Below are 25,095 nucleotides of genomic sequence, written 5' to 3'. Positions count from 1 at the left end.
CGGGATGCGGGTCATGACCCGCTCCGACATCCGCTCCAACAGGCCCGCCATCGAGATTGCCGATATTCTGCGCCGGCATGGCGACGCCTATCGCCGTGTACATGCCGGTCATCTGGGGCGGGTCGAGCGGCGCGTGATGAGCGCGATCGTTGCGTGCCGGACCGAGGCGCTCGGCGGCCACATGCAGGCTTGCGACGACTGCGGCACGACACGCGTTGCCTATAATTCCTGCCGCAATCGGCACTGTCCGAAGTGTCAGGGGAGAGCCCGAGCCGCGTGGCTCGCCGCGCGTCAAGCCGACCTGCTTCCGGTTCCCTATTTCCACGTCGTCTTTACACTTCCCGCACCGATCGCCGCGATCGCTTTCCAGAACAAGGCCGTCGTCTATGCCATCCTGTTCAAGGCTGCCGCCGAGGCGATGACTGCGGATTCCGACGAAGCCGGCCATGCATTCCAATTCGAAGCCGGCCGGGTATTCCGATCTGAAGCCGGCCACCCGTGGCGTCGTTCGCATGGGTCAATTTCATGATGTCGTCGAGGGCTGGGAAGGTCAAGAGACCGGTTGATCTTGAGCGGGTTGCTTCTGCTTCCTGAGGCTCTCTCCTTTGAGTTCGATGCGGTAGGCATTGTGGACGAGGCGATCGAGAATCGCGTCGGCGATGGTGGGGTTGCCGATGATTTCGTACCAGCGATCGACGGGCAGCTGGCTGGTGACGATAATCGAGCGGGCTTCGTATCGATCCTCGACGATTTCGAGCAAATCACGGCGCTGGTCGGCGTCGAGAGGTTCTGGTCCCCAGTCGTCCAGGATCAGCAGATCAAGTCGTGCGATCGCCCGCAGCATCTTGGTATAGCGGCCATCGGCGCGGCCGAGTGCGAGAGCGGCGAAGAGACGCGGCACACGATGGTAGGCAACTGAGAAGTCGTCTCGGCAAGCCTTGTTGCCGAGGGCACAAGCGAGCCAGCTCTTGCCGACGCCGCACGGCCCGGTAACAAGGAGATTATGTCGTGCCCGGATCCAGTCGCCAGCGGCGAGTTTTAGAAAGAGCGTGCGGTCGAGGCCGCGGATAGCGCGGTAATCGACATCCTCGACGCAGGCGGCATGACGCAGCTTGGCGGCTCGAGCTCTGCTTTCGAACCGCTTTTGCTGGCGCAGCGTTTTCTCGTGTTCCAGGAGCAACGCCAGCCATTCGGCGTGTTCGAGGCTGCGCGCTTCGGACTGGGCATCGAGGTCCTTGAAGCCTTTGGCCATACCGTGGAGACCAAGGCTATGCAGCAGGTCGAGGGTGGGATGGGTGAGCATGCTGGATAATCCTTTCAATGGAAGTAACCGGGGCCGCGCAGATTGGGATGTTCGATGATCGCGTCCTCGGTATCGCGAGAACTGCGTTCGAGCTTGTTGGCGATGATGGAGGCGATGCTCTTGTAGGTCAGTGCGCTGACCGCGACCGCGCGGGCCGCGATCAGCTCGGCGCGTTCGGGATCAATATCCTTGAACAGCCGAAGCACGCCGAGACAGGTCCGGAATCCCTGTTCGGGATGAGGCCGATTGGCCAGGATGGCGAGAACGAGCCCCTCGGTGTTGGGCCCGATCGACCGCCCCCAGCGCCGGAATCGATCGGGAGTCCACTCGGCGTAACGCCGATGCGCACTGGGCATGTGATCGGGATCAGTGCCGTGCCGGCGGCCGCCATAACGGCGCTGGTGAGCAGCAACACGCAAACCCCGATGGAACAACTCGATGGTCCGGGTGGTGGCGCGAACGTCGACCTGCTCCCGGATCAGGCCGTGTGGAACTGAGTAGAAGAAGCCGTCGACCTCGACGTGATAATCGAGCGAGACGCGGGCCAGGAGCCATTCCGCGAACTGATAGTCGGCATCCGGCAACGGCGCCAGGACAGGCATCTCGACGGTCTCGAACAATTGTCGGCGGCTGACGCCGATCCGGCGCATGACGTGGGCGTTGATGCGCTCCAGCGCGGCGGCGATTGCCGCATTCGCCTCAGCCAGCGAGAAGAAGGTCTGCCGGCGAAGCCGCCCGAGGATATAGGTCTGGGCAAAACGCACTCCGGCTTCCACTTTTGCCTTATCCCGGGGCTTTCTTGGCCGTGCCGGAAGGATGCCAACGCCGTAATGGGACGCCATCATCCCGTAGCTGCGATTGATTTCGGGGTCGTAGAACGACGCCCGGTGCACGCCGGACTTCAGATTGTCAGGGACGACGAGGCGTGGCACCCCGCCAAAGAACCGGAACATTCGGACATGAGCCTCGATCCAGTCCGAAAGTGTCTGCGTCCAGGTCGCCTCGGCGTAGGTGTAATTCGAGGCGCCAAGCACGGCGACGAAGATCTCCGCGTCGCGCACAACCCCGGTTGCGCGATCAACGATCATGATCTTCTTGCCGGAGTAATCGACAAAGACCTTGTCGCCGGCCGGATGGTCCTGCCGCATCGTCGGAGACAGCCGCCGCTCGAATTCCCGGAATAAATCGCAGAACCGGCTGTAGCCATAACCTTCCGGATGGACCGCCCGGTACTCCTCCCACAGCACCATCAGATTGACGCCAGGCCGCTTCAGCTCACAGGCCAGCGAGGCCCAATCCGGCTCCCGGCGCCGGCGGAAGCCGCGCCTGACGCCGGCATGGGCAAACAGACGTTGTTCAAGAACGGCGTCGGTCAGATCGCCCGCCAAAGGCCACGCCAGCCCGGCAGTCGAGGCACGCTTGAGATTGTCCTGGATCGTGCTGCGCGCCACCCCGAGCGTGCGCCCGATCTCCCGGGCGCTCACCCCATCACGGGCAAGCCGCAGCATCTGTCGTATCTGTCGCATGGTCAGTTCTCTCTTGGCCGGCATCCGCTTCCCCTCGTGGATCAACGAGGGACTTGATGCCTGAAGGACTGACCCAAACGAAAACGCCGACTTCCAAAACCCGGCCGGCTTCAAATCGGAATGCCGGCCGGTTTCATTTCGGAATCGTGGCCGGCTTCAAATCGGAACGATGGCCGGCTTCAAGTCGGAATACCCGGCCGGAATAAATCGGAATCCGCAGCGATGACGACGCTCGCCGCCAATCCACGCCGGCTCGGCGGTGCGATCGGCGGCGTCGCCGTCCTCCACACCTGGGGACAGACGCTGATGCATCATCCCCACGTCCATTGCGTCGTTCCGGGTGGCGGCCTCTCGCCCGATGGCGCGCGCTGGACCGCTTGCCGACCGAACTTCTTCCTGGCCGTCAAACCGTTGTCCAGACTATTTCGCACACTTTTTCTCAAACGTCTGTCGGCAGCCTTCAACTCCGGTGCCTTGCGTTTCTTCGGCGATCTCGGAGCTCTGGCCGAGCCGGCTGCCTTTGCGGCCCACCTCGACGCCATGCGACGCATCAACTGGGTTGCTTACGCCAAGCGGCCCTTCGGCGGACCCGCACAGGTCCTGGCCTATCTCGGCCGCTACACCCATCGCGTCGCGATCGCCAACAGCCGGCTCGTCGCACTCGACGACGATCATGTCGCCTTCTCATGGAAGGACTATCGCCAAAACAGCGCGACAAAGATCATGAATCTCAAGCCCGATGAGTTCATTCGCCGTTTCCTGCTTCATACGCCGCCTGACGGCTTCCACCGCATCCGCCACTTCGGCTTCATGGCCAACCGCCATCGCGCTGCCAAGCTCGCCCTTTGCCGCGAACTTCTCGATCATGAGCGAACAGCCCCAAACGATGGCCAGCCGTCGCCTGTGGATTCGGAGGCTCAAACCTGGGCCGAGGTTCCTGCCTGTCCCGATTGTGGTGGCGTCATGCGCATCATTGAGCGCTTTCGACATAGCTTCAGACGCCCCAGCCCTCGAACATCACCGTTCCGATGCGACACATCGTGAGCCAAGTCATGTCGTGCACGACGATCATCATTCGTCATTTCGCTCCCAGCGTCTCGATCATCGCGGACGATGTCGAATCCGTGCTGTCACACTGCGCGACAACAACCGTCCGATGCAGCAAAAGGCCTATCGCGATCTCAGGCGAAGCGCGTCTGATCTCAACTCTTCCAGGATGCGCACTCCTGTGTCTCTGCCTCACGCGCCGAGCCAGCAGATCGGGCATGGCGATCTCGAACAATCCCCATAGCTGCAAAACCGCGAATAGCCTCCCGCGCCTTCGTTCAATCCGGCTTCAATGAGGTCGCGTCATAAGCGCCTGCCGCGCCCTCGCGTGAGCGCGACCTCACAGAACCCTCCAGATTCCCTTTCGCAGCGGACCATGATTCTGTGTTGCATCGGAGGGGACGATGCGACCGAAGAAGCACAAGACGACGGGATCGAACGACCTGTTCCGGGCGCGGCTGGACCAGATCATCAATCTGAAGCACGAGCTGGTTCTGTTGGCCGGCAAGATCGATTGGGACTGGATCGACGGCGAGATCGCGCCGCTCTACAGCGAGAACGGCCGGCCGGGGATCGAGACCCGCTTCATGATCGGGCTGCTGTTGCTCAAGCAGATTTACGGGCTGTCCGATGAGGGGATTTGCGAGCGCTGGGTCCACGACCCGTATTTCCAGTACTTCACCGGCGAAGAGTTCTTCCAGCACGCCTTCCCGCACGAGCGATCGGACCTGAGCCATTGGCGCAAGCGGCTCGGCGACAAGCTGGAACTGCTGCTGGCCGAGAGCCTGCGGGTGGCGCACGAGGCCGGCGCGTTACGCGGCCAGGACCTCAAGCGGGTCACGGTCGATACCACGGTGCAGCCAAAGGCCATCACCTTTCCGACCGACGCCAAGCTGCTGCATGCGGCCATCAAGGGGCTCAATCGCCTGGCGAGAAGGCACGGCGTCAGGCTGCGGCAGTCCTATTCTCGGATCGCCAAGGCCGCCGCGATGATGGCGGGCCGCTACGCCCATGCCAAACAATTCAGGCGGCATCAGCGGCAGTTGCGTATCCTGCGCTCAAGGCTCGGCCGGATCATCCGCGATATCCGCCGCAAGATCGACGGCCAGCCAGCCCTGGAGGAGGCGTTCGCCCTTCCGCTTGGCCGGGCCAGCCAGATCCGCTCGCAGCAGCAGCGCCAACGCGGCTGGAAGCTTTATTCTTTCCATGCCCCGGAGGTGGAGTGCATCGGCAAGGGCAAGGCCTCCGCGCCGTACGAGTTCGGCGTCAAGGCTTCCATCGTCACCAACAACCGCCGAGCTCCCGGCGGTCTGTTCGTGCTACACGTCAGGGCGCTGCCCGATAATCCGTATGACGGTCACACCCTGCGCGACGTCATCGACCGCACCGAGGCACTCACCGGCTGTCCGATCGAGCGGGCCTATGTCGACAAGGGGTATCGCGGCCACGACGCTCAAAATCCACGTCGCGTCTTCATCTCCGGCCAGAAGCGCGGCGTCTTCGGGATCATCAAGCGCGAGTTGCGCCGCCGATCCGCCATCGAGCCCATCATCGGACACCTGAAGGCCGAAGGTCACCTCGGGCGCTGCTACCTCAAAGGCCGCGCAGGAGACGCCGCCAACGTCGTCCTCTCCGCCGTAGGCCACAACTTCCGCCGCATCCTCGCCTGGCTGAGAGATTTCTTGGACCTGTTCCTGATCCGGATATGGCGCACGTTCACATGTCCCATCCCGCTCAATTCGGATTCTTAACGGACGACGAGATAAGGCGGAGGATCGCAAGCCGCTCAAGCAACAAACACTTCGGTCGCGCGAGCTTGAGCGCACGCGGCGAATTGGATCGATAGGAAACGAGTAGCCTAACGATGTGCTGCTGCTGAGCTACGCGGCTAGACGGAAATCCGAGCGGTCAGCCATTGGCGGAACGGATCTAACAATTCGACCTGCCTCGTCGCGATCTACTATGTTGCGAGTGGTTCGGGGAGGCGGCAGCTGGATTTGTAGCTGAAATGGAATTTCGAGCGAATGGGTATGTTGGTCTGCGTTCAGACGATGCCTATCGCTAGAACAGAGTTCGACATGATTTCTTATTGGGATGCATCCATAAACGTCCAATTTCTGTTGCGTTCCCACGATTTTTTCTACCGTGTTTACTAGTATCGCTCGTCGAGCGTGAAAATTCAAGTTTTGAAGTGTACTTCGTGCCGCTTCCGAGAACTCCTTGATCTCATTGTCGCTCGGCATTTCGCCGCAATATGCATTCGCCTCCTGCTGCGAGTTTGCCAGTTGGCGCCTTAACGAAGAGATCCTCTCCTGCAATGGAGCCGTATATTCTCGCAATTGTTCAACTGTGAGAAGGCCTGCGCCATACGCCCTGTTGTATCGATCCTCGCATGTTTTCAGTCCATCCATCTCTCTTCCCATGGCCGCTATGTCAGCACGAGATGAATTGATCTTCGCTTCTCGAGCTCCGAACCAACGACGGACCTGTTCAGAGAGTAGTTCTTCTGAATTCATTAGGCGCACGATCGTCTCCCAAACGAGCCTGTCAGCAACGCGCGCGTTTATTCCTTTTTCCGTACATGTTGGAGGAAGCGGAAAAGTCAGCACCCTGTCAATGCAGCGATAGTACAGGTGCTTGCCGCCCTGCGGGCCTTCCCCGCTCCTTCCTCTGCCGCACGTGCATCGAATCTTTCCCGCAAGTAGGTACTCATTCTTCTTGTTTCTCTTCGACAGTGCATAGTTCGCGTCGAGTTGGGCCCGCGTCCGATCATATAACTGTCGATCAATGATCGCGGGAACATTGATGGTGACCCATTCTGCTTCGGGGCGCACTCTACGGCTGGTTTTCTTTATCTTTCGGTAAGTAACGTTCTTAAGCGGACGCTGCGGCGCAACTGCGTAGGAGCGCCCCCAGTGAGCTTCCCCGATGTAGACTTGATTGCGGAGAAGAGTGCTAAGGGTGCTTGTGCTCCAGACGCCACGCCGACTCCTTCGGGGGCGAATCTCCATCTCCTGGAGACGCCGCGCAGCTTGCCTTATGGTCAAAAACTCATTGGCGACCCATTCAAATATCATTTTTACAATGCGGGCTTCTTGATCTAAAATCTCCAGATAACCGTGTTGATCGCCACGATTTGGAATATAAGCATAGCCGTAGGGCGCCTCGCTCAGTAGAATGTGCCCGTCTTTCACCTTCCGGAGCTTGCCTAGCCGGAATCTCTCGGCGATCTTTGCTCGTTCGTATTCTGCGAATAGGCCTCGAACACCATGCAGGATCTTTTCCTCGCTATTTTTTGGCGCTGAGACGGTGACAAATAGCACCTCGATTTGCCGTTCCCTCAATTCGTCCATCACAAGCTCTTGGTATGAATATCGCCTCGCCAATCTGTCGGGATCGTAAATGAGGACTGCCTCCCAGATTTTCTTAGCGGCATCGGAGCGCAACTGATCAAGTGACGGCCTCGCGAGAATGTCTCCACTCCAACCATCGTCGGTGTATTCTTGGATGATATTGCAACCGTTCTGCTGCGCGAATTCTCGTAGAGCTCTAAGCTGTGTCTCGATTGTGCCGTCTTCTTCCTGTCGCGCAGTTGAGACTCTCGCGTATATGGCTACTAGTTTTGTCGCCGGTAAGCGTACGTTTGGGCTCATAAAGCAGATGGATCAATTGTACTCCCGCGACGCGGTGGGCGTCGAGTCGGTTTGTGCGTCAGGCTGCGAAGGCTTAAGGTGCCTCTTTGATACCTCAGCGAAAAGAAGATCGAAAGCGTTGTCGAGGTGCCGTTGCTGCTCGGCAGTAAGCGCGATTTTCTTCGCACGCCGGCGGTTTTGATGGATTGCCCTGGTATCGGGCGATACCGAGCCGTTCAGGCAGTGGCGGCTTTGTGGAAGTTGAAGGGCAGCAGGTCTGTAATATCGGCGTCGCCGGCGCGCTGAGGCAATTCGGTGAGGACGTGGCGCAACCACGCTAACGGCTCGACACGTGAGGCGCGGCAGGTCAGCATCAGGCTATAGACGACGGCACTGGCCTTGGCTCCGTCCACGGTATCGCTGAACAACCAACTCTTCCTGCCAGTTGCAAAAACCCTGATGTCGCGCTCCAGAAGATTGTTGTCAATCGGCATGCTGCCGTCCCCGGTGTAGCGCGTCAGATATTCCCATTGGTTTCGGGTGTAGGATACGGCGTCGCCGAGCTTGCTGTCAGGCAAGACCTTCGGGGCCATGTCATCGAGCCATACTTTGAGAGCATTGAGGATGGGGACACTATGTTGCTGGCGGAAGCGGCGAATGCAGTAGGCCTGTGTTTCACCCTTCTCCGGTATTCCGTCCCACGCCCGCCTTTCAACCCGGTAGAGCTGTTCAAAGAACCGCAGCGCTTGCTCGGGCGGACCGCCGCCCTTCTTCCTGGCTTTGAGGGCATCGACAAAGCGCCGCCGGGAGTGGGCCATGCATCCAATGTGGGTGGCCCCTTCCAGCGTGCGCCATGCGGTATAGCCGTCACTCATTACAATGCCACGGTAATCGCCGAGGAAGGCTTGCGGGTGGATTTGGCCGCGGCCCGGCTGATAATCCAGAAGAACGATCGGCTCGTGGCTGCCCTTGCCGCTGCGATAAGCCCACATGTACGATGTGCTGGTGGCCCGTTTGTCCTTCTCCTTGAGGACCTGAACCGTTGTCTCGTCGCCATGGATGAGAGGTTGTGATCTGAGCCGCAGCTTCAGGGCGTCGTAGATGCGATGCAGATGCTTCTCGCTCGAGCCAATCACCCAGTGGCCCAAAGCGCCGCGGCTGACAGGAACACCTGCACGTTCGAAGGCCTGCGCCAGGCGGTAGAGCGGCGTGCCATCGACATATTTGTGAACCAGCGCGAACGCCAGCGTCGAGGGCGTGGCAACGCTGCCCGGCAATGGTTGCGGCGGCATCGGCGCGGTCACGACAGGGGCGTGGATCCCGGTGCGATCGCTATGGCGGCACGCATATTTGAAGCGCACATTCTGTAAAACCTTCGCCTTCACCTCGATATGAAGTTGCTCGGTGACAGCCTCGCCCATGCGATGCATCTGGCCACGGCAGCAAGGACACGCCTTCTGATCGTCGGACAGGTCATACTCGACGCGCTCACGAGGTAGGTTCCCCGGCAGCGGCTTGCGGCCGCGCTTCTTTCCCATTGTGTTTTCGACGGGTGGCAAGCCCGTGTCCGGAAGTTCGGCGATATTGTTCGTTTCACTGCCGGCGTCCTCCTCATCGGAGGCCTGCTCGGCTTCATTGAAGAGACGATCAACATGCTTTTCGCTGCGCGGCGCAAAACGATGCAGGCGTGCCAGCGCCAGTTCTTCCTCGAGCTTGGCGACGCGGTCGGCGAGTTGATGGTTCTCCGCCTGCAGCGCAGCAATGCGTGCCAACAGCACTTCAACACTCGGATCGCCGGTTCGATTCATCGAATTCTTGAATCTGAACCGTACCGACGCGTCAACCGCTCAACTCGAGAGCTCAGCCGGCAACCTGATATTGCCGCACCGGATGGCGGACCATCGCATCGATATCGATGCCGTCAAGGATCCAGTGCAATTGCTCCGTCGTCAGCGTGACGATCGCCTCCTGGCGGCGCGGCCATCGGAACCTGTCTTCGGTCAGCCGCTTCAGGACCAGTACAAAGCCGGACCGATCGAAGAACAGAAGCTTCATCCGGTCGCAACGGCGATTGCAGAACGCAAAAACCGCCGGAGTGAATGGATCGAGCGCCATCGTCTCCTGGACCAGGACCGCAAGGCTGTTGATGCCAGCCCGGAAGTCGATCGGCTCACGGTGCAGATAGACCTGCAGGTCATCGCCCAGTCTAAACATCGCCCAGCGCTCCGATGATCGCCGTCAATGCATCCACATCGCCGCATTCCAGCGCGAGCTTCACGCCATTCGGCAGCGACACGCTCACTTTGGCCGGAGAACAAAAAGCTGGAGTCCCTTTGGGTTCCGAACCACGCACTTCATCGTAAGCCGGCAAATCAACCGTCGCCACGCTGTCTTTTCGCGACAGGTCCCGCTCGGACTTCCCCTCAAGCTGAACCGGGATGAACGCCGGGCGTGAGGACGGCGGCAGCGACCTGGTCGCGCTGTGCTTCTTGATCCACTTCCGAAGGAGGTTCGCGTTGACCCCATGTTCGAGTGCAAGCCTCGATACCGAAACCCCAGGCTCAAGGCAGGCCGCGACAAGACGCTCTTTCGATGCCGCCTCGTAGCGCCGGCGACCGTTCCGGCCGACAAGCCTGACCCGCAGTTTCTGATCATCGTCGCTCATCACAAGGTGTCCACCTATTTTGGTGGACACCTCATGCATCAGGACTCTCAAAAGCAAAAGGTGCGGAGAAATTCGCGCTTACGCTCGGCAAACTCGTTGCCGTCGGATTGGTAATGAACCCGAGGTGGGATGCGCTCGCGCATCGCAGCATCATGAGCTTCCGAACAGTTAGAACGCTAGGCGCTCCAAAATGCCAAACTGGCACGTCCTTCGAGGAGACATTCGGCCAGGTTTCTTTTTCATTTCGAAACTCATGGCAACGCAGACTGGCCGATCGGCGTCTGGCCGCTAGAGGTGGCACAGCCCCGAGGATCCGCGGCGAGGGCGAGGAGGGCGTCAAAGCGGCTGCGTTGTCCGAGTGCGATCTGCCAGAAAGTCGCCCGTCAGCTTACCTTCGTTTGAAGCAAGATTGATGCTCTCTCGCAAAGCGAGTATCGACGCCGGTGTCAGCGAGGTCTTGGATTGCGCTCCAATCTTTGAGATTGCGGGAGCTTCTGTCGATCCTGTGAAAGATGGCTCCGGAAGCTTTCTGTTTTCTCAGCGCCGCAACCATCCGGGTGAATTCGCCGCGGCCAATCGTTGTGTTGCAGCTGTTTCTCGCTCTTCAAACCATTCGGAAATCGAAAGGATATTGCGCTGCGCGAATGCAGTGATCGCAGCTCTTTGTTCTTGCAGAGATTAGCCGTGTTCGCTTGTTTGACTGTCGAGACGCGTACGTATGCGAAGTACTATTTCATACATTGACGAATATTTCGAATGTAAATCAAGGATCGGAAGTTGGCGAATCGCGTCGTATGCCCTCAGCAAGAATTCGCTCTATTATTTTCCAAACGATGTCCATGTACTCCTCAAACGTCTCAGCGGCTTCCAGCAGCTCGGTTTCTGTTGCATCCGGTATGGCACGGTGAATGAACTGCGGAAGTTGTCTACGTGCGCTCATGGCGAGAGCGTACCGCCGCGGTCGATCGAAGCTCGGCGCGTAAATGGTCATGTGCTGGCAATATCGCGTGTCGATCAGGTCGAAGCAGCAACGAGCTCGTTGAACCTTTAAGAGTCTGTCCGGAAAGATTACCTTGGATTGCATAGCTTTCGCAGCATGAGTCGGATGGAGGCCAGCTTGAGAAAGGCGAGCGCCCTGTGATTGAAGCATTCCCAATCTTTGGACAGTCTTCGGCATCGCCCGAGCCAGGCAAAGGTACGCTCGACGATCCAGCGTTTGGGCAAGACGACGAAACGGTGAGCCTGATCGGAGCGTTTGACGATTTCGAGGTTCACGCGCTTCAGAGCGCTACGCAGCCCCTTCTGGAAATGTGGCCCTTGATATCCGCCGTCGGCGTAGAGCTTCAGAAGAAAGGGATAGAGGCCGAACAACGTTGCCATCAGGAGCACGCCGCCGTCGCGATCCTGGATGTCCGCCGCATGCACGATGGCGTGCATCAAGAGGCCTTGCGTGTCGACGAGAATGTGCCGCTTCTTGCCCTTGATCTTCTTGCCCGCGTCGTAGCCATGGAGATCATGAGGCCCCCTTTTTCAGCGCTTTTCACGCTCTGGCTATCGATGATGGCGGCGGTGGGAGAAGCCTCGCGCTCGGCCCTTTCGCGACATTCGACATAGAGGGCGTGATGAATTTTATCGAGCGTGCCGTTCCAGCTCCACAGATCGAAGTAGCCATACAGCGTCGAGCGCGGCGGCAGGTCCTTGGGGATCGCGCGCCACTGGCAACCTGTGCTCAGGATGTACATCAGCCCGTTGGCAATCTCGCGCAGGTCCACCGTACGCTTGTTGCCGCCGCGCTTGGCCGGCGGGATGCGAGGCGCGATCAGCGCCCACTCCTCGTCGGTCAAGTCGCTCGGATAGCGCAGGCGGCTGCGGTCGTAGCGTGCACGGTTCTCGGTAGTCCACATTGGCGGCGCGTCCCCATCGAATCAGGCCGCTCACCTTGAATCACAACCGATTCATTCGACTCAACATGTTTTGGAACAGACACTAAGTCCCCAGAGCACTCAACATCCCCGCAAATGGCTGAGCATCGTCTCATTCGTAAGGACATAGACAATCTCGGTCACGCACGGCTGCGAACTCGATTAACTAGACGTAAGCCGTACAACGTTTCCGTTCCAGGCGTCGCGGACGCCCGCCGGGGAAGCCTACCAGTATCGGTAGTAATTCCGATTAGGGATCAGTGATATTCATTGCTGCTATGGATCCGGGCGAGCCGGAAGGATGCCAAACCTAAAAGAACGCCGCCGGGCGCCTCAGAGCCGTCGAATATTCGCTGTGTTTGCGGTAGGGCAACCAACAAGGCCACCACGTATGCTCAGCGCCGAGCAAATAGCGGAAGCCAAGAAGCGAGTTCGCTATCAGGGACAAGAGAATATTCACCAACATGACGACTGCATCAGGATCGCATATGAGTGGCTCGATGCGCAGACCACGACGAAGAGGTTCTTGAGCCGTACTCACCCAATCAAACATATCATCGAAAGGTGGGGCGGGAGATACGTTTCATCATCAGACGTGGAAGTTGCGGCGGAAATACATCCTCGTCTCAAGGGAAGGTATCCTCATTTTAATATCAGTTCTCGCCTTACACTCCCCTCTGATCGACGCCTGGCAGATATTTCGGAGGCCAGAACGCAAGGTTACCAACTTACGTCGGCGCACATCACGCAAACGTATTTTCGAATCGAAGAACCCTAGATGAGACCATCATAATGGCGGACCCAATCTGGTCAGGGCGAGGGAATGACAGTTTAGAAGGCGGAGAGGTTTGTCGTATGCACCCGCTTTAGAGAGAGCTGGGTAATATTCAGCGCTGTAGCTAGGTTACAAAATACGGGCGGATGAGGCGACGCAGAACGCGACACGCACGCACAACAGCGTACTTTCAGCGGACGAACAGATATCGGAATCGCCGGAGTTTACGAAGAGGCATTCAACGCGAAAGCGCTGGTCGCGCAAAAATTCAACGAGATGCTCACAGAGATCGAGAGAGGCACGGCTCATGGGGTCGTCGCGTGGGCGCCCGATTGCCTTGCGCGAAATTCGATTGGTGGCGGACGGCTTTCCTTGGCGGCACGTGGGGCGATTGCGGCATTTAGAGAAACTCACGTTTTCCAGGGGGAGCGGAATCCGTTTCTTCCTTGAGGTAAGTCAGTATGGTGTTACAGGCGTCCTCGGCCTCAGCGAAGCTTTGGAGGGGCGAGCCTAGAACCCTGATCGCGCCACGGCTCGGGTCGAGCGGACGCCACGACGCCACGTAGCCCAACCTTCCGAAAAAGCCAGGACCAGTGGGGCTCTGGAAGCTGATCACGAACGAATAGTCGTCGCTGCTTGCGCTCCATATCTCCATGTCTTCGACTGCACGATGGAATTCCAGGGGCATCAGGGGCCGTTCGCCGGGCCAGCCGAGAACGAAACTGCTGTGGGCGGGCGCCGGGCCGGGTCAATACACCGCAGCTCTGGGCAAGTTGTATTTCGTCGCCAAGCCATGGCATCGCTTCCTTATACCCAGGGCACACGAGGCGTCATTCGACCGGTACGTTCAAAGACCGGCCAGTCAAATAGCCACGGGCCTCCTTGAGGGGGCTCCGCAGAAAAATGTTGGCGCACGCGCCAGATTACCAGCCGTCCGGTGCGAGTGGCATTGGTTTGGATGCCAATCAATCCTGGTAGGTGCCTCGCGGGCCTCCCTCAAAATATAATCTGATGCGGATACAAGGGCCAGCTACGTTCAGCTATGTGGAGTAAGGGAAAATGATCGATAGGCGCGTGCTTTGGTTCTGTCTCTGTCTCTGTATCGGCTTTGGTGTATGGTTGATTTTGCCGGCCGGGCTAGCCGGTAAGAGCGATGGCGTTCGTACCGAAAACAACGCCCTTATCGACAAGGTTAAATCAACATGGCGAGCGCAGGATGGTGAGACAGCGGAGCAAATCTTCACTAAGGTCGCAAAGGTGGCACACTTCATTCCTCGGGGATGGGAGGTTGGTCAAAAGACCGACTCGGGAGAGCCAGTTATCTTTTCGTGGGCCAGGCACCGGGCCGATAAGACAAACGAAGAATATACAGTCACCTGGGAGATGGCGCCCGATGGCACAATGAAAATTGTGACGCCCTATGCAAAACCGATGGAACTAGGCTGGCAGGCGTTCGCAGTCTCGCTGATCGCCGACGAAGTAACAAACGACGAAAACGGCGTGAACCGTCGCTTTCTGCATAATCCGGCAAACTTCAACTTCGTAACCACAGCGCAGGGTAAGCTGGGCGATCTTCTGCGGCGTGGCCGCTGCACTATCGGCGAACCGGTTCAAGTGCACTACTCGCCAAAGGTAGACGAACAACAGACTTCGGAGGGCGACCTGTGGCGCGTTCAGCTTTCGGTCGATTGCAATGTTCCTGGGCCTAGTTATTTCACCCGTGACGGAGTCATCATTTTCGAGAAGCGCGAAGGGCACGATTGGGAGCCACAATCGTTCCTTGCCAAGCTTATCGCCACGTATGTACCCGGCTCTTGGTTTGAGCTTGCAGGCCCGAAAGATCAGGAAGCGTTCGAGGCGGACCGGAAGGTGTTATCAAAATAACGTGCGCTTGCACGGTCGATGGTTCGAGGACCGACGATGATGAGGTCGCAGCTTCGCTGTTTAATGCGGTTCCGCTCCACAAAACCCGTGTTGGGTTGGCACAGAGATCGTACTTTGGATCAGCCGACGACACCATTGGCGAGAGTTACTTAGAGCCTGACTCAAAATTGCATTGCTGTTTTTATCGCTGCGATGCGCCTTGTCATGAGTTGGACAGAGGCGAGGAAGAGCCAGGCAGTTGCGCTTTCGATGGTTCGCTCGAAGTCCTTGGCCAATCTGCGGTTGCGGCCGAGCCAGGCGAAGGTTCGTTCGACCACCCAGCGGCGCGGAAGCACCTCGAAGCCCTGTGCGGCATCGGAGCGCTTGATGATCTCGACAGTCCACCGGCCGATCTTTTCCAGCACCGCCTTGAGCTTTTCGCCGGCATAGCCGCCATCGGCGAAGATATGGCGCAGCCAGGGGAAGCGGTAGCGAATGCTGCACAGGACATCTGGCGTGCCGTCACGATCCTGGACGTCGGCAGCGTGAACGATCGCTCCGACCAGGAGCCCTTGGGTGTCGGTGACGATGTGGCGCTTTCGACCCTTGATCTTCTTTCCCGCGTCGTAGCCGCGAGGGCCGCCACTTTCCGTGGTCTTGACCGATTGGCTGTCGATCACGCCGGCCGTCGGCGAGGCCTCCCGGCCGATCGCCTCGCGCGCCAGCATCAGGAGTGCGTGGTTGATCGATTGCCACAATCCGCTGTCGCGCCATTGGTAGAAATAGTACTGCACCGTGGTCATTGGTGGAAACAGAGTGGGCGGCAGCATGCGCCACGGCAATCCGCCGCGCAGCAGATAGAGTATTGCCTCGACGATGTCGCGATAGCTCCATTTCGGGCGCCGCCCGCGCTTGGCCCGCACAGGAAGCAACCTCTCCAGCACGCCCCATTCCGCATCCGTCAAGTCGCTTGGCAAACGCAGCTCCTCTCGGGCAAACTGTGCCCGGGTGATATCAGTCCACATTCTCGATCCCTTTGATGCTTCGCAACACCGATGGAATCAGAACTCGCTGATATCACTCAACTTATTTTTCGGTCGGACACTTAGTGGCTCAGGAAACGGGATCAGAGGTACAAGTCGAAATCGCTTGGCGTGGCGGCGTTTTTGTTCTTCGGTGGATCGAAGTCGGGAGTCGTGGAGAGACGATGCCTTTCCTGCCGTCTAGAGGCTGTTAGGAACCAGCGGCGAGTTTAGCGACGTTTTTGAGCATGATGCATGCGAAAGCGATGAGGTGGAGATCGGCGAGGGTCTGAGCGCATCGCTCGTAGTCTTTGACAAGTCTTCGGAAGCGTGTGGCCCACGCGAAGGATCGTTCGACGACCCATCGCCTTGGGAGCAGCACGAAGCTTTGGCCTGCGACAGCTTTATGACCTCGAGGGCAATGCCGTGTTCTGCAGCCGCCATTGCAGGCTTGTCGCCTGTGTAGCCCTGGTCAACGAAGGCGACTTCGACGCTCTGACCAGTCTCTGCCTGAATCGTCTTGGCGATCCGGCCAATCTCGGCGCGATCGTCGGTGTTGGCGGGCGTGACATGCAGCGCCAGAAGATGGCCGCTTCAGCGCCAAGCAGCTCGTCGAGATCCTTGCATTCGATGTGGTGGCCGTTCATTAAAGTTTCGACTGTGACCCGGAGCGAAAGCGCCATCATCGCGGCGCTGGCGATGCCGCGAGCGCTTTTCCAAAGCGAGCGTCCGGTGCTGCTGCTTGCGCCCTCATCGAAATGACCGTACGCGGCCTCGCCGTGTTTCTTACGGGCCTCGCTGTCATATACGACGAGCTTTCCAAGACCGTACTTGCTCACCAATCCTTTTTCATCGGGCGTGAGATCGGTGCGTGCATCGAGCGCAAAGATGACCTTTCCACCCAGCATTCCACCCGCGCGCTGTGAGCGCTTGAGCTTTAGTTGCATGGAGTAAATCCTCCTCTGCAAAAAACCGATTATGCACGCTTGAGAAGCAAAACGCCAGAGCTCCCGTTAACCGCGTCTTAGGGAAGTCGCTGCGCTGAAGCTTATCCTCCCAATAAAGAGATTGATGAGGCTCGGACGCAGTCTGAGATCGATCAATCTCGCAAAAGAGGAGGAACAGATGAACCGCGCTGGCGCGCGTTGTGCGTTCTCGCACCGGATCATGGTCGGCGAGAGCGAGGAGTTGCGGCTGATGAACCCGATCGAGGCGGCCAAGGTGGCCGATGCCAACCGCGACCTCATCGTCGGCATCAAGGTGCGCGTGGGGCTGCACTCCTCGGGCACGTCGGGGATCGTGCCGCTCGACATCGCGCTCGAGGTCGCGAACGAGGTCGGCATGCCGCTGATGGCGCATATCGACCATCCGCCGCCGAGCTACGAGGAGGTGCTGGGCCGCCTGCGTCCGGGCGACGTGCTGACCCATGCGTTCCGCCCCTTCCCCAACACGCCGGCGACCGCGCAAGGCACAGTGAAGAGGGCGGTGCTGGACGCGCGCGAGCGCGGCGTGCTGTTCGATATCGGCCACGGCAAGGGCTCGTTCGCCTTCAAGACCGCGCGCGCGATGCTCGCCAACGGCTTCTATCCCGACACGATCTCTTCCGACATCCATCAGCTCTGCATCGACGGCCCGGCGTTCGACCAGGTCACGACCATGTCGAAATTCCTGTGCATGGGCATGGAGCTGTCGGACGTCGTCGCCGCCTCGACGGTGAACGCGGCCATGGCGCTGCGGCGTCCCGAGCTCGGCAGCCTCAAGCCCGGTAGCGTCGGCGACGCCACGCTTGTTACGGTCAGGCAGGGCCAGTTCGACTATGAGGACGTCGTCGGCGAGCACCTGATCGGCGATCGCAAGATCGTCTCCGAGGGCGTCGTGATCGGCGGCCGCTGGTGGCATCCGAATTAGGGCTTTGCCTCTTCCCGTGAGAACGGGGAGAGGAAGCTACTCGTTCTTGTCCACATTCCAGAACATCGGCGTCGCCGGGCCGTCGATCACGCCGGTGAGCGATTTGCGCCAGGCGCTCGGTGCCTGGAACTGGCCGAGCGGGACGTAGATCACCTGGTCGTAGGCTTCCTTCTGCACCTCAAGCGCGATCTTCTTGCGCTCCTCGGGCGAGGTCGCGCGGGCAAAGGAATCGCGCAACTCCTCGAGCTTGGGGTCCTCGGACCAGCCGTACCAGCCGCCACTCGTGCCCTTGCCGACCATCGGGACGTTGACCAGCGGGTTCAAGGAGTCGGCGGCGCCCTGGTAGGTAAAGAACATGTTCCAGCCACCTTCCTTCGGCGGCTTCTGGATTGCCCGGCGGGTGACCACGGTCTGCCAGTCCATCGCCTGCAGATCGACCTTGAAGCCGGCGTCGCGCAACAGCTGTGCGACCACGACCGGCTGCGCCTTCAGGAGGATCTGATCGGTCGGCGCCAGGATCACCACGGGCGTGCCGTCATAACCGGCCTCGGCCAACGCCTTCCTGGCGTCCGCCATGCCGTTGCCCTTGATCAGGGTCTCGCCGCCGGCGTCGCTCGCCAGCGGCGTATCGCAGATGAAGAACGCGCCGCACAGCTTGTAGTATTTGGGATTGCCAATTTGCGCGTCGAGTACGTCCTTCTGGTTGATCGCCAGCATCGCGGCGCGGCGGATCTTCACATTGTCGAATGGCGGATGCAGGAAGTTCATCCGGCCGAACGACTGGAAGCCGAACTTGTTCAGGATGGATACGTTGATGTCCGGATTGGACTCGAGCGCGGGCAGCATGTCGAACGGCGGCGTCTCGACGAAATCGACATCGCCTGACTGCAGCGCGTTGAGCGCGGTCTGCGCGTCCGGCATCGTGATCCACTCGACCCGGTCGACCTTGGCCACCTTGCCGCCCGAGGTCCATTCGGCCGGCTCCTTGCGCGGCACATAGTCGGTGTTCTTTTCGTAGACGGCCTTTACGCCGGGCTGGAATTCGGCCGCGACGAATTTGAACGGGCCGGAGCCGATCTGCTCGGGAATCTGCCTGGTGATCGGGGTCTCCGCAAGCCGCTTGGGCATCATGAAGGCGCAGACCGACGATGGCTTGGCGATCGTCTCCAGCACCAGGCCATAGGGCTCCTTCAGCTTGAAGACGATTGTTTTGGCGTCCGCGGCTTCGATACCGGCGGTGAAGTCCATCAGCTTGCGCGCCATGCCGTCGACGCTCGTACCCCAGCGCTTCAGCGAGGCCACGCAATCATCAGCCGTCACCGGTGCGCCGTCATGCCACTTCAGGCCGTCGCGCAAGGTGAAGGTGTAGGTCAGCTTGTCCGCGGACACCGTCCAGTCGGCCATCTGCGGCTGCACCTTGAAGCTGGAATCGATGCCGAGCAGCGTATCGTAGACCATGTAGCCATGGTCGCGGGTGATGATGGCTGTCGTGAAGCCAGGGTCGGTGACGCGAAGGTCCGATTGCATCACCGCGCTGAGGGTCTTCTTTCCGGTCGCAGCAGATACAACCGACGTCCAGGCCAGAGGAAGTGCCGATGGCGCAACAGCCGCAAGCTGAAGCAGTTTCCGTCGCGAGACGTGAACCATTCGCAATTCTCCCGATGCAAGCGAGACCAGACGGCGGCTGCCGATGATGGGCAGCGTATGGTTTGCTGCCGTACCTTGCAATGACGGTTGTCTCGCAAATCTGACGTCGTTTGCGGTCGAGCAGGGACCGCCGGAACCGGCGGTGCGGCGGCCGGCTGTCTCGTTCTAGGCCTGTTCGCGATAGAATGTCAGCAGCCGCGCGCCTGCCGGCGAGAGCCACTCGGCCGCGCCGGCGATGTAGCCTTCGACGCGGTTGCTTGTTCCGACCAGATAGGTGATGGGCATGCCTATGAGCGTGAAGACCGAGATGGATGCTTCGGCTGCCGCGCCATACGTGTCGACATAGCAGGCGAGGTTCTGCACGGCGAGGCCGCCGAGGAACGTGCGGATTTTACGCAGGTCCTTGGTGTCGGTGCAGATCGCTACGACATCCAGCTGGTCGCGCTGCGATCCGGCGAGGCTTGCGAGCACGGGCAGATCGAGCCGGCAGGCCGCGCACCACGTCGCCCAGAAATTGATGAGCGTGATGCGTCCCGGCTTCGCCGTCACCAGGGCGTCCTTTCCATGCAGGTCCTGAAGCCGCAGCGGCGGCATCGCGGCGCGGGGCCGCACCTGCGTGAACTGGCTGCGGCCGGTCTCGAACACCGGTGGCCAGGCGGGATTGCCGCCCTGCGCGCGGCTCGCACGCGGAGAAACAAGGATCGCCGGCGCGGCGATCAGGAGCGATCGCCGGGTCAGTGCCGCGCCGACCTCGCGAGGTGTCTCACGCATGGATATAGGCAAAACCCTTGAGTTGCAGATCGACCACGCGTCCGATTCCGAACGGGACGAGGCTGGCGCCCGATATCAGCGGAATCGAGATCTGCTCCTTGGCTTCCGCGATCGCCTTGGACGAGGCACACATGCTGTAGGTGAGGTTGGGCAGCGACTGCCGCAGCGTCGCGAGCGGCTCGACGAGCGGGGTCTTGTCTGCCCGGAAGACGTCGATGCCCTTGCCGTTGGCGACGACCTCGATCAGCAATCTCGCGCCCCTGTCGGCAAAATGCCTGGAGAGGTTGGCCGAGTAGCTGATCGCATGACCCATGACATAGGGTTCGTTGCTGTCGATCAGGATCACGACGCCGTCGGCGAGACGATCCTCTTTGGCCGCGGCGGTGCCGCCGGCCGTGAGGATCGCGGTGCCCGCAAGCAGGCCCCTGCGGGACCATCCATTGGCTGGGATCATGGCCGCGTTGTCCTGCCGCTCAAAATTGCCGAGCAGCAATCGGCGCCTTGCGGCCGCGTCCCCACAGCACGAACAGGCTGAGCGCGAGCAGAACGACATTGAGCGGCGTAACCGGCGCCTCGCCACGCGAGAGGTGGAAGACGAGCGCGAACACCTGCAGCACCGAACAGCCGAGCGCGGCCAGCACCGTCAGCCGCGGCAGGATCCGTGTCAGGGCCGGCAGCAGAATGCCAATACCACCGGCGAGATCGACCAGCCCGATGAAGCGAACGAACGTTTCGGAATACTGGCCGGCCCAGGGCATCATCGCGGCAAGCTCGGGAATCGGTGTCAGCAGCTTGACCAGCCCGGCCGAGCCGAAGGCGAGGAAGTGCGCGACCCAGAGGCCGATGCGAAGGGCGCGGCCGGGAGTGGCGGTCTCAAAGGTCGTGGTGGACATGCTGGTTCTCCAGAACGCGAGGGTTGCCACCATTTGATGATTTCGCCCTATTTGATCATTATGTGTTCCGGGATGAGTTCCTTTCCTGGATGTTGATGATTTCATGGATTCCCTGATTAGCATGAGGGTGTTTTGCCTGGTCGCGGAGCTGAAGAGCTTTGCGACCGCGGCGCAGCGCCTGCGCATTTCGCCCGCGATGGCGAGCAAGCATGTGATGCAGCTCGAGAAGCGGCTCGGCACGCGGCTGCTCAACCGCACCAGCCGGCGCGTCAGCCTGAGTGAGAGCGGTGCGCTCTATTTCGAGCAGGCGCGGCAGATGCTCGATTCGCTCGACGAAGTCGAAGCCGCCGTCAGCAACGCGACCGTCGTTCCGCGCGGCACGCTGCGGCTGACCGCGCCGGTATGGATGGCGAACACGATCTTCGCCGGCGTGCTCGCGGACTACCAGGCCCGCTATCCGGAAGTTTGCCTCGATGTCGATCTCAGCGGTCGGCTGGTCAATCTGGTCGAGGAGGGATTTGACCTCGCGCTGCGTGCGACCGGCGCGCCTGACGAGGCGCTGATCGCGCGGCCCATCACCAGGGTCGCATTCCACCTGGTCGCTGCGCCCGCCTTTCTCGATCGCGCCGGACGCCCGACCAGGCCGGCCGACCTCGCCGGCCAGGCGCTGCTGCACTACGCGCTCTATCCAAGCGAAAGCTTCTCCTTGAACAGGAACGGTACGGTCGAGACCGTCAAGCTCACCCCGGTCCTGCGCAGCGGCAACGAGACGCTGCTGCACATGGCCGCGCTGGAAGGCATGGGCTTCGCCTTCCTGCCGAAATGGCTGGTCACCGAGGACATCGCCGCCGGGCGTCTCGAGCACGTCCTGCCCGACGACATCGTCTTCGACGGGCGGCTGTTCGCGGTCTATCCGAGCCGCAAATATCTCTCCGCGAAGGTGCGGACCTTCATCGACTTCGTCGCCGCCGACAAGCGGATGAGGTGACCGGCGACCGCGCGATCAAGCCGCGCAGCTCAGTCGCGCCCCGCCTCCATGATCGCCTTGGCCAGCCGCGCCGGATCGGAGAAGCACAGCTCGTGGCTTCCCGGCACCTGCACCAGACGGAACAGGCCGAGCTTCTCCGAGAGCCGCGGATGCCAGGGATGGCTGTGCGGCATCGCGACGTCCTCGGTGCAGTTGAAATAGGACTTTGCCAGCGGCATCTCCGCCGGATTGGTCTTGAGCGCGATCTTGTCGGTGAAAGTCGCGAACGGATGCGGGTTGAGCACGTCATAGGCGCGCTGCGCGGTCTCGAGATCGGCATCGTTGATGAAGGCTTCGCGCCAGATCGGGAAGGGCAACACCACAGAGCTGTCGCCGCGTTCGGCCGCGATGGCATCGAACAGCCCGATAAAGTGCGGCGGCACCATGTCGTTGAGGCATTCGCCGTTGTTGGGCACGAAGGCATTCCAATACACCAGGCGGCGAATGCGCTCGGGCGCGAGGTCGGCGACGCCGGTGATGATCATGCCGCCATATGAATGGCCGAGCAGGACGATGTCCTTCAGATTGTTTTCGGCGAGATAGTCGGCGATCGACTGGATCGCGTCCTTCAGCCCGGTCGTCTTGGCATCGCCGGGGCGATTGCCCTTGATTGTCGGCGTATAGACCTTGTGGCCGGCGGCGCGGATCGGGGCCGCGACGGGTTCGAACTCGGCACCGGTGTGCCAGGCGCCATGGACGAGAACGTAGGTCGACATGTTGTAGCTGCTCCCGAGGGTGTGGTTAGATCGGCATGACGTGGGTCCTTTGCGGCGCTCGCGAGGCGCGGCGGACAATTCTTGTTGTGCGAAGTGTGAACCGGCCGGCCATTTTCCGCTTGGCTGGCGCTGAACCGGATTGGTCTCGGAGCGAACTGATGGAGCAGGTCACAAGCCGGCCGCGGCACGTCGTCTGGAACACCGCAGTGACCCGGCCGGACGAGCAGTTTTCCTATTACCGCGAGGCGATCTGCCAGGCATTCATGAACCTGACGCCGGAGTCGGCGACGACGTCGCGCTTCCCGGCCAAGGTGGAGACGATCGGGCTCGGCGCCGGCGCAATCAACCGGGTGATGTTTCCCGAGCATACCGTCAATCGCTCGCGCGCCGATATCGCAGCATCGCGCGAGAGCTGCTTCTATCTCAATTTCAAGCTCGCCGGGCGCTGCCGCATGCTCCAGGGCGACAGCGAGGTCAGCCTGTCCCGCGGCCAGGTCGGCATCGTCGACAGCGACCGCGTGGTGACGCTGCTGCACGATCGCGGTCCGATGCTGGAGGTCGCTTCGTTCTGGGTGCCGTCGCGCGCCTTGCGCGACCGGCTACCGCCGTCGTTCGATTTCAGGGCCGAGCGCGTCTCCGACGATCCCCATGTCGGTCACCTCATCGTCGAGACCGCGCGCTCCCTCAATGCCGGCGCATTGCGGATGGCGGAAGAGGACAGCATTCGGCTGTTCGACGTGCTGCTCGATCTCGTTGCGCTCAGCCTGTCGCGCCGCTCGCGGGCGCAGATAGCGGAAGCCGCAAGCTTTGCGGACGCGACCGTACTGGCGCTGCGCCGTGCCATTCACGAGCGGCTGCGCGAGCCGGGACTGACGGTCGCGGCGGTCGCCGGCTCCGTCGGCATCAGCGAGCGCTATGTCCACAAGCTGTTCGAACGCTCCGGCACGACATTTTCGGACTACGTGATCGATCGTCGTCTCGTGGGCGCGGCGGCCGACCTGAAGGATCCGGCATCGGGCGGCCGCGCGATCGGCGCCATCGCGTTCGACTGGGGCTTCTCGGATCTCTCCCACTTCGCGCGGCGCTTCAAGCAGCGCTTCGGCTGCCGCCCGCGCGACTGGCGTGCGCGATAAACAGAGCTACAGCGACCTCGCGATCAGCAGCTTCATGATCTCGTTGGTGCCGCCATAGATCTTCTGGATGCGGGAATCGATGAAGATGCGCGAGATCGGGTATTCCTGCATGTAGCCGTAGCCGCCGAACAGCTGGAGGCATTCGTCGGCGGTCTGGACCTGCTTGTCCGAGCACCAGTATTTCGCCATCGACGCCGTGACGGTGTCGAGATCCCCGGCGACGAGGCGCTCGATGCACCAGTCGACGAAGACGCGCGCGATCATTGCTTCGGTCTTGCGCTCGGCGAGCGTGAAGGCGGTGTTCTGGAAATCCATCAGCGGCTTGCCGAACGCCTTCCGTTCCTTGGTGTATTCGGTGGTGAGCTTGACCGCGCGCTCCATCGAGGCAACCGCGCCAACCGCAAGGGCGAGGCGCTCCTGCGGCAATTGTTGCATCAGCTGCACAAAGCCCTGGCCTTCCTCCTTGCCGAGCAGGTTTTCAGGCGGCACCGTGACGTTGTCGAAGAACAGCTCGGAGGTGTCGGAGGCATGCAGGCCGATCTTGTCGAGGTTGCGCCCGCGCTTGTAGCCCTCCGCGCCCGCGGTCTCGACGACGATCAGCGAAATGCCTTTTGCGCCGGCTTCGCCCGTGCGTGCCACGACGACGACGAGATCGGCGGCCTGGCCGTTGGTAATAAAAGTCTTCTGGCCGTTGATGACGTAGGAATTGCCCTGTTTTTTCGCGGTGGTCTTGACGGCCTGCAGGTCCGAGCCGGTGCCGGGCTCGGTCATGGCGATGGCACCGACCATCTCGCCGGAAGCCATCTTCGGCAGCCAGCGCTTCCTCTGCTCCTCCGAGCCGTAATTGAGGATGTAGTGTGCGACGATGGCGCTGTGCACGGAAACGCCGGTCGTGAGCTCCGGCACCGTGCTTTCGAGGTCGTCGAGCACGGCGGCGTCATAGGCGAAGGTGGCGCCCAGGCCGCCATATTCCTCCGGCACGCTCGCCAGCAGCGCGCCCATCTCGCCGAGCCCGCGCCAGGCGAAGCGGTCGACCATCTTCTGCTCGCGCCATTTCTCGGCATGCGGTGCCAGGTCCTTGGCCAGATATTTCCGGAACTGGTCGCGGAAGATTTCGAGCTCTTCGGTCATCCAGGAGGAGCGGTAGGACATGGTCACCTCGGTCAATGCGGCTTTCCGGCTTGGTAGGCTGGTCGGCGGCGGCAATTATTGTGTTTTCAGGCTGCGCCGGTGACGCTACCAAGG

19 protein-coding genes and 5 pseudogenes are annotated in these 25,095 nt (G+C 60.6%); 7 read left to right on the top strand and 17 right to left on the bottom strand.

The genetic code is table 11. The features are described 5' to 3' along the window. Nucleotides 1–13: 13 nt before the first annotated feature. Nucleotides 14–448, top strand: a pseudogene (locus HAP41_RS43970) (IS91 family transposase); the annotation flags it as partial. A gap of 102 nt (nucleotides 449–550) precedes the next feature. On the opposite strand, the gene istB reads toward HAP41_RS43970, so the two are convergent. Both istB and istA read right to left on the bottom strand, forming a co-directional pair. Next, the gene (gene istB, locus HAP41_RS43965; RefSeq protein ID WP_166057122.1) at nucleotides 551–1,303 is read right to left on the bottom strand and encodes an IS21-like element helper ATPase IstB; all 753 of its coding nucleotides are present in this window, start codon (nucleotides 1,301–1,303) and stop codon (nucleotides 551–553) included. A gap of 14 nt (nucleotides 1,304–1,317) precedes the next feature. Further along, nucleotides 1,318–2,829, bottom strand: a complete 1,512-nt coding sequence (gene istA / locus HAP41_RS43960) for an IS21 family transposase (RefSeq protein ID WP_166105230.1) — start codon at nucleotides 2,827–2,829, stop codon at nucleotides 1,318–1,320. A 222-nt stretch (nucleotides 2,830–3,051) separates the two neighbouring features. On the opposite strand from istA, the pseudogene HAP41_RS43955 reads away from it, so the two are divergent. Together HAP41_RS43955 and HAP41_RS43950 are read left to right on the top strand one after the other, a co-directional pair. Beyond that, nucleotides 3,052–3,873, top strand: a pseudogene (locus tag HAP41_RS43955) (IS91 family transposase); the annotation flags it as partial. A gap of 407 nt (nucleotides 3,874–4,280) precedes the next feature. After that, complete coding sequence (locus tag HAP41_RS43950; RefSeq protein ID WP_166053956.1) at nucleotides 4,281–5,627, top strand: IS5 family transposase; 1,347 nt, start codon at nucleotides 4,281–4,283, stop codon at nucleotides 5,625–5,627. A gap of 129 nt (nucleotides 5,628–5,756) precedes the next feature. On the opposite strand, the gene HAP41_RS43945 is transcribed toward HAP41_RS43950, so the two are convergent. The 6 genes and pseudogenes from HAP41_RS43945 to HAP41_RS43925 all read right to left on the bottom strand — a co-directional run bounded on the left by HAP41_RS43945 (nucleotide 5,757) and on the right by HAP41_RS43925 (nucleotide 12,077). Next, complete coding sequence (locus tag HAP41_RS43945; protein ID WP_166073769.1) at nucleotides 5,757–7,529, bottom strand: recombinase family protein; 1,773 nt, start codon at nucleotides 7,527–7,529, stop codon at nucleotides 5,757–5,759. A gap of 215 nt (nucleotides 7,530–7,744) precedes the next feature. Continuing rightward, the gene (tnpC, locus tag HAP41_RS43940) at nucleotides 7,745–9,316 is read right to left on the bottom strand and encodes an IS66 family transposase (protein ID WP_166073793.1); all 1,572 of its coding nucleotides are present in this window, start codon (nucleotides 9,314–9,316) and stop codon (nucleotides 7,745–7,747) included. Nucleotides 9,317–9,368: 52 nt separating this feature from the next. Continuing rightward, nucleotides 9,369–9,722, bottom strand: a complete 354-nt coding sequence (gene tnpB / locus HAP41_RS43935) for an IS66 family insertion sequence element accessory protein TnpB (RefSeq protein WP_166073804.1) — start codon at nucleotides 9,720–9,722, stop codon at nucleotides 9,369–9,371. After that, nucleotides 9,715–10,173 (bottom strand): IS66-like element accessory protein TnpA, encoded by a 459-nt coding sequence (tnpA, locus tag HAP41_RS43930; RefSeq protein ID WP_166073826.1) that lies wholly within the window; start codon nucleotides 10,171–10,173, stop codon nucleotides 9,715–9,717. Before tnpA ends, tnpB begins: the two co-directional genes overlap by 8 nt. A gap of 388 nt (nucleotides 10,174–10,561) precedes the next feature. Further along, nucleotides 10,562–10,726 (bottom strand): hypothetical protein, encoded by a 165-nt coding sequence (locus HAP41_RS50835; protein WP_166073835.1) that lies wholly within the window; start codon nucleotides 10,724–10,726, stop codon nucleotides 10,562–10,564. Between the two features lie 515 nt (nucleotides 10,727–11,241). Then, a pseudogene (locus HAP41_RS43925) lies at nucleotides 11,242–12,077 on the bottom strand (IS5 family transposase). A gap of 1,852 nt (nucleotides 12,078–13,929) precedes the next feature. On the opposite strand from HAP41_RS43925, the gene HAP41_RS43915 reads away from it, so the two are divergent. Continuing rightward, complete coding sequence (locus HAP41_RS43915; protein ID WP_166073858.1) at nucleotides 13,930–14,754, top strand: nodulate formation efficiency C protein; 825 nt, start codon at nucleotides 13,930–13,932, stop codon at nucleotides 14,752–14,754. 161 nt (nucleotides 14,755–14,915) lie between these two features. Here the strand turns inward: HAP41_RS43915 and HAP41_RS43910 are convergent, their stop codons facing one another. From HAP41_RS43910 to HAP41_RS43900, 3 genes and pseudogenes are all read right to left on the bottom strand, one after another. After that, nucleotides 14,916–15,758 (bottom strand): IS5 family transposase, encoded by an 843-nt coding sequence (locus HAP41_RS43910; protein ID WP_166073871.1) that lies wholly within the window; start codon nucleotides 15,756–15,758, stop codon nucleotides 14,916–14,918. 208 nt (nucleotides 15,759–15,966) lie between these two features. Further along, nucleotides 15,967–16,149, bottom strand: a pseudogene (locus HAP41_RS43905) (transposase); the annotation flags it as partial. Nucleotides 16,150–16,159: 10 nt separating this feature from the next. After that, on the bottom strand, nucleotides 16,160–16,702 hold the full coding sequence (locus HAP41_RS43900) for a hypothetical protein (protein ID WP_248577156.1): 543 nt from the start codon (nucleotides 16,700–16,702) through the stop codon (nucleotides 16,160–16,162). A 205-nt stretch (nucleotides 16,703–16,907) separates the two neighbouring features. Here HAP41_RS43900 and HAP41_RS43895 point away from each other — a divergent pair. Continuing rightward, nucleotides 16,908–17,663 (top strand): annotated as a pseudogene (locus HAP41_RS43895) (amidohydrolase/deacetylase family metallohydrolase); the annotation flags it as partial. A gap of 36 nt (nucleotides 17,664–17,699) precedes the next feature. Here the strand turns inward: HAP41_RS43895 and HAP41_RS43890 are convergent. The 4 genes from HAP41_RS43890 to HAP41_RS43875 form a co-directional block, all read right to left on the bottom strand. Continuing rightward, nucleotides 17,700–19,310: an ABC transporter substrate-binding protein gene (locus HAP41_RS43890; protein ID WP_166073885.1), complete on the bottom strand. Its 1,611-nt coding sequence runs from the start codon at nucleotides 19,308–19,310 to the stop codon at nucleotides 17,700–17,702. A 165-nt stretch (nucleotides 19,311–19,475) separates the two neighbouring features. Then, nucleotides 19,476–20,081: a TlpA family protein disulfide reductase gene (locus HAP41_RS43885; protein ID WP_166073900.1), complete on the bottom strand. Its 606-nt coding sequence runs from the start codon at nucleotides 20,079–20,081 to the stop codon at nucleotides 19,476–19,478. Further along, nucleotides 20,074–20,535 (bottom strand): DsrE family protein, encoded by a 462-nt coding sequence (locus tag HAP41_RS43880; protein ID WP_166073924.1) that lies wholly within the window; start codon nucleotides 20,533–20,535, stop codon nucleotides 20,074–20,076. Before HAP41_RS43880 ends, HAP41_RS43885 begins: the two co-directional genes overlap by 8 nt. 19 nt (nucleotides 20,536–20,554) lie before the next feature. After that, the gene (locus tag HAP41_RS43875) at nucleotides 20,555–20,974 is read right to left on the bottom strand and encodes a DoxX family protein (protein WP_166073930.1); all 420 of its coding nucleotides are present in this window, start codon (nucleotides 20,972–20,974) and stop codon (nucleotides 20,555–20,557) included. A 103-nt stretch (nucleotides 20,975–21,077) separates the two neighbouring features. On the opposite strand from HAP41_RS43875, the gene HAP41_RS43870 reads away from it, so the two are divergent. Beyond that, nucleotides 21,078–21,962, top strand: a complete 885-nt coding sequence (locus HAP41_RS43870; RefSeq protein ID WP_166073950.1) for a LysR family transcriptional regulator — start codon at nucleotides 21,078–21,080, stop codon at nucleotides 21,960–21,962. Between the two features lie 29 nt (nucleotides 21,963–21,991). Here the strand turns inward: HAP41_RS43870 and HAP41_RS43865 are convergent, their stop codons facing one another. Further along, nucleotides 21,992–22,717, bottom strand: a complete 726-nt coding sequence (locus tag HAP41_RS43865; RefSeq protein ID WP_166073965.1) for an alpha/beta hydrolase — start codon at nucleotides 22,715–22,717, stop codon at nucleotides 21,992–21,994. Nucleotides 22,718–22,875: 158 nt separating this feature from the next. On the opposite strand from HAP41_RS43865, the gene HAP41_RS43860 reads away from it, so the two are divergent. Then, the gene (locus HAP41_RS43860) at nucleotides 22,876–23,850 is read left to right on the top strand and encodes a helix-turn-helix domain-containing protein (RefSeq protein WP_071908433.1); all 975 of its coding nucleotides are present in this window, start codon (nucleotides 22,876–22,878) and stop codon (nucleotides 23,848–23,850) included. A 6-nt stretch (nucleotides 23,851–23,856) separates the two neighbouring features. On the opposite strand, the gene HAP41_RS43855 is transcribed toward HAP41_RS43860, so the two are convergent. Beyond that, nucleotides 23,857–25,002 (bottom strand): acyl-CoA dehydrogenase family protein, encoded by a 1,146-nt coding sequence (locus tag HAP41_RS43855; protein ID WP_071916966.1) that lies wholly within the window; start codon nucleotides 25,000–25,002, stop codon nucleotides 23,857–23,859. Nucleotides 25,003–25,095 lie beyond the last annotated feature (93 nt).

Source organism: Bradyrhizobium barranii subsp. apii (genome assembly GCF_011516635.5).
GTDB lineage: Bacteria > Pseudomonadota > Alphaproteobacteria > Rhizobiales > Xanthobacteraceae > Bradyrhizobium > Bradyrhizobium barranii.
Note: the sequence above shows the minus strand (reverse complement) of the source record. Positions and strands in the feature narration are given on the sequence as shown.